Raw genomic sequence first — 4,713 nt, 5'->3', positions numbered from 1 at the left:
CCGCGCAAGTAGTTGGCTTCTCACAACCACAGAGGAGAAACCTAATGACCAAACTACGACTTCTTGCCGCAGCCGCAGTGCTTTCGACTGTAGTAGCCGCGCCAGCAATGGCGCAGCAGGTATATCACCGCGGCTACGACGGCTATCGCGACCAAGGACCGGTTGATGCCGCCGTCGGCTTAGCCGGAGCCGCAGTCGGAACAGCCGCCGCTATTGCGACCTCACCGTTCCGCGATTCGTACGGCTATGATAACGGCTATAATGGCCGTTACGATCGCGGGTATGCCGCCCGCAACGGCTTCGTCTGCCAGCCCGGAACCCTGTTCCGTGGCGAAGATGGGCGCCGACACCTTTGTCAGTAAGTGTTATGCAATAAAGGCGGCTCGAAAGGGCCGCCTTCCACACCTTAGGTCTATCCCCGCGTGGCATCTCTCTGCGTTCGTTCTGAAGCTGGTCATCACACTGCCTGACGTTCGTGGGTCCACATGCAAACCTTATCGATATCGCCGATACGTGATGTCATCGACGATCAACGCGCCCTCGGCATGAAGCATGGCGCAATCTCTTGGTGGCAAAAGGGAATCCTCTATCAAATTTATCCACGGTCGTTTCAAGACTCCAATGGCGATGGCATCGGCGATCTCCCCGGCATAGTCGGCCGCATTTCCTATCTGCGCGATCTCGGCGTCGATGCGATTTGGCTGTCGCCGATCTTTCCGTCACCCATGGCCGACTTTGGTTATGACATCTCCAATTATCTGGAAGTCGATCCGGTATTCGGCACGCTCGACGATTTCGCTACGCTGGTCGGCGCGGCGCACGCGAGCAATATAAAGGTCATTCTCGATCTGGTGCCGAACCACACCTCCGACCAGCACCCTTGGTTTATCGAAAGTCGAAGCTCGCGCGACAATCCAAAGCGCGACTGGTATCTCTGGCACGAGCCGCGCACTGACGGGACTGCCCCGAACAACTGGATGTCGGAATTTGGCGGCAGCGCCTGGAAATACGCCGCCTGCACAGGGCAAGATTATTATCACGCCTTTCTCGCGCAGCAGCCCGATCTGAACTGGCGCAATCCGGCCGTGCGTCAAGCGATCTACGATGTCATGCGTTTCTGGTTTCGCAAAGGTGTCGATGGCTTTCGCGTCGATGTACTCTGGCATTTGATCAAGGATGCGGAATTTCGCGACAACCCGCCCAATCCGGATTTTCGCCTTGGCCGGCCACCGCATGAGGCCCTGTTGCCGCTATATTCCACGGATCGACCGGAGATACTGGACGTGGTTATGGAGATGCGGCGCGTGGTCGACGAGTTCAGCGACCGCGTTCTGATCGGTGAAATCTATCTACCGGTCGATCGACTCGTCGCCTACTACGGCAGGGACCTGTCCGGTGCCCATCTGCCATTCAATTTCGCGCTGCTGTCGGCGCCCTGGAACGCGCGCGCAATTGCGAAATTGATCGACGATTATGAGCGCGCGTTGCCGGCCGCTGCATGGCCTAACTGGGTCTTGGGCAATCACGATCGTCCGCGCATCGCCAGCCGTGTAGGGCGCGCCCAAGCGCGGGTGGCTGCGATGTTGCTGCTGACATTGCGGGGAACGCCTACCCTGTATTATGGCGACGAAATCGGCATGCAACAGGTTGCCATTGCCCAGGACCAGATCCGCGATCCCTTCGAGAAGAATGTGCCGGGGATCGGCGTCGGGCGCGACGGTTGCCGCACACCCATGCAATGGAATGCCGAGGCTCATGGTGGCTTTACCGCCAGCGTGCCATGGTTACCTCTGGCGAACGACTACGTCCACGATAATGTGGCGAATCTCGCCGCAGACGCCCGGTCGATCTTCAATCTTTACCGCGCGCTGATCGAGTTGCGAAGGGCGATGCCTGAGCTCGTGGCAGGCAGTTATACGCCTGTTGCGACGGCCGGTGATGTGTTGGCCTACAAGCGTGAATATGCTGGCAACGCGCTTTTGATCGTTCTCAATCTTGGAGCCGATCCGACTTCGATCGGATCGGACATGATGGAATTTCCAGGGAAACTGCTGCTTTCCACGAATCTGGATCGCACCGGCGAGACCGTATCGGGCGGCCTGGATCTGCGCGGCGACGAAGGCCTGATCATACGGCTGTAATGATCCTTCGTCATTCGGGATGATTGACGTTCACCCCGTCGATGTCGCTTCGTTTGAGCAGATAGTCGAGTCCACCAACGCGGTACCAACGATAGCCGTAGGCCTCCAGCATCAATGTGTGTTTGCCCCTATCGTTGGCTTCGCTGTGGTCCTCCGACAGAAGATTGATAAGATGATTCCCCTCGTCACCGGCAAGTCCGACTGAAAAAGAAGCCTCACGCGGCATTTCGTCGAGATTATGCACGAAAAGCACCGAGTTATTCCGCCAATCGTAGCGAATAGCCAGAATGGCTGGATCCCTCGTCGCAATTACACGGAAGTCTCCCCAGCCGATCTCAGGCACTTCCTTGCGCATCCTGATAATGCGCTCGGTCCAATTCAGCATCGAGTTGGGGTCACGGCGCTGCTTGGCGACATTGATGTGCGCGTAACCGTAAGGGCCTTGATCGATAACAGGAGAGCACGGCTTGTCGCTTTTTGTGAACCCACCCTGCGGCTCCGTCGACCACTGCATTGGCGTACGGGCGCAGTTGCGCTCGGGCAAATCCAGATTATCGCCCATCCCGATTTCGTCGCCATAGCGGATGACGGGCGTGCCCGGCAACGTACACATTAGACTGTAGGCGAGCTCGAGACGTCGGCGGTCACCTCCCAGCATCGGAGCCAGACGCCGCCGGATGCCGCGATCGTAAAGCTGCATATTCTTGTCGGGACCGAAGCTTTTGAAAACGACGTCACGTTGGGCTTTGGTGAGGCGGCCGAGATCGAGTTCGTCGTGATTGCGCAGGAAAAGCCCCCATTGGGCGCTGGCCGGGCGCGGTTTTGTCGCGGCGAGGGCCTTGGCAAGCGGACGTGAGTCGGCGGACGCCATTGCATAGAACAGGTTTTGGTTGACGTGGAAATTGAACATCATGTGCATGCGGTCGCCATCCTTGCCGAAATATTCCATATCGGTTTTGGGCAGGACGTTGGCTTCCGCAAGAATGATTGCATTGCCTTGCCGCCATTGCAGAAACTCGCGCAGCGCACGAAGCATGTCGTATTGCTCGACCGGCGTCTTGACCTTCGCGCCCTTGGTGGCAATCACGAAGGGGACGGCATCCATCCGGAAGCCGGACACGCCGAGCTGAATCCAGAACCCCATGATCTTGAGAATCTCGGCTTGAACATATGGGTTGGACGTGTTGAGATCGGGCTGGAAGTCGTAGAAGCGATGAAAGAACCATGCCTTGGCTTCCTTGTCATGTGTCCATGTCGATTTCTGCACCCCGGGAAAGACCATGCCCTTGCTGGCAGTGGCGGGTCTCTTGTCGGCCCAGACGTACCAGTCGCGATGTTGCGCATCCGGCGAGCTTCTTGCGTCGCGAAACCAGGCGTGGGCATCCGAGGTGTGATTGACGACGAGATCGATGATGACGCGGATGCCGCGCTGCTGACAGCCGTGAGTGAATTCCACGAAGTCACCGAGCGTGCCGTATCGTGGGTCGACACCATAATGGTCGGAGATGTCGTAACCGTCGTCCTTGCCTGGCGACGGCTGAAATGGCATCAGCCAGATCGCGGTCACGCCCAATCCGTGCAGATAGTCGAGACGCCGCAACAGCCCTTTGAAGTCGCCGATGCCGTCGCCATTGGCGTCCATATAGGTGCCAACAGAAAGACAATAGAAGACGCCGTTTTTGTACCAGAGATCGTCAATCATGTGGAATACGCCGGCCTAGAGGATGTGGTCCTGGGAATTAAGCTGCCCGAGTTGGGGGGATCAAATGGTCGACTGCCTTTTCCGGTTGTCTCAGGATGGTCAGACCAAAACTCGAAACACTCAACAACGCTGTGGCCAACCAGTTCCGTTGCGTGAACGTCGCACGTGCTTTGCCTGCGCCGACGAAGTGAAATGGAAGCTAAATGGTGTGCGATCCACTTCCACGAATCCGCGCCCTTGACCGTGTCCAGGCCCTCAAGCTGGGGCCGCTGCCATTGTTCGCGCTCGTATGCCGCCGGCGACGAGCGGCTAAGAGGACCCGCTTCAGAAACGCTGAGCCACCAAGATCGGCGAGGCGGACGGGCATGCTTCCGTTTCACCCGTATTCAACCACGGTACCCGCGTGCTCAGGAATGCGCACGGCTAACTCTGCGTGGTTTAGAGCCGCAAACCGGCGGCCTTCGTGTCGTTTGACAACGCCAGAGCCACCCGTGCCGTCGAGCGACAGCGCGGAACCGCCGTCGAGCTTCGCACCGCACCGCTCGGCGAGGCGGTTCACCTGGGACGAAAAGGCGACCTATCCCAGGGCTCGTCATCAGGTCTTTCGCAATCTCTCGACATGAGCAATTCTGTACAGTCATCACCTCAGTATGAGTGTAGCTTCTCTGAGATCGCTTCGACCTGCGTCTGTCACGATATGCCGATCTTCGATCTGGGGCGTCGCGTAAGTTCGCCGCTTTGGGCGCAATAGTCAGGTCAGTACGTTCCTTGCACTCCCGACCGAAGGAAAATGCGACTGTTCTTCGGAGTCGAGTCTGAAGCTGGCACGAGGGCGTTTCTTGAAAGTCCTGTTCGTTACTCCGGAAATAG

Annotated in this window: 3 protein-coding genes; 2 read left to right on the top strand and 1 reads right to left on the bottom strand. The window is 57.9% G+C overall.

From position 1 onward, the window contains the following. Positions 1–44 precede the first annotated feature (44 nt). Positions 45–362, top strand: coding sequence for a hypothetical protein (locus ABSG20_RS30190; protein ID WP_423868119.1), 318 nt, complete (start codon positions 45–47; stop codon positions 360–362). Positions 363–545: 183 nt separating this feature from the next. Beyond that, positions 546–2,141, top strand: a complete 1,596-nt coding sequence (locus ABSG20_RS30185) for an alpha-amylase family glycosyl hydrolase (protein ID WP_423868118.1) — start codon at positions 546–548, stop codon at positions 2,139–2,141. A 10-nt stretch (positions 2,142–2,151) separates the two neighbouring features. Here the strand turns inward: ABSG20_RS30185 and ABSG20_RS30180 are convergent, their stop codons facing one another. Then, positions 2,152–3,843, bottom strand: a complete 1,692-nt coding sequence (locus ABSG20_RS30180; protein ID WP_423868117.1) for an alpha-amylase family protein — start codon at positions 3,841–3,843, stop codon at positions 2,152–2,154. Positions 3,844–4,713 lie beyond the last annotated feature (870 nt).

Source organism: Bradyrhizobium sp. (genome assembly GCF_049512235.1).
Classification (GTDB): Bacteria; Pseudomonadota; Alphaproteobacteria; order Rhizobiales; family Xanthobacteraceae; genus Bradyrhizobium.
The sequence above is the reverse complement of the archived record's forward strand: the minus strand, read 5'-3'. Positions and strand labels throughout refer to the sequence as shown.

What these genes read in the sequence shown, in the direction of transcription:
- ABSG20_RS30185 (WP_423868118.1), top strand. Translation starts at nt 546, where the DNA reads ATGAAGCATGGCGCAATCTCTTGGTGGCAAAAGGGAATCCTCTATCAA.
- ABSG20_RS30190 (WP_423868119.1), top strand. Translation starts at nt 45, where the DNA reads ATGACCAAACTACGACTTCTTGCCGCAGCCGCAGTGCTTTCGACTGTA.
- ABSG20_RS30180 (WP_423868117.1), bottom strand. Translation starts at nt 3,843, where the DNA reads ATGATTGACGATCTCTGGTACAAAAACGGCGTCTTCTATTGTCTTTCT.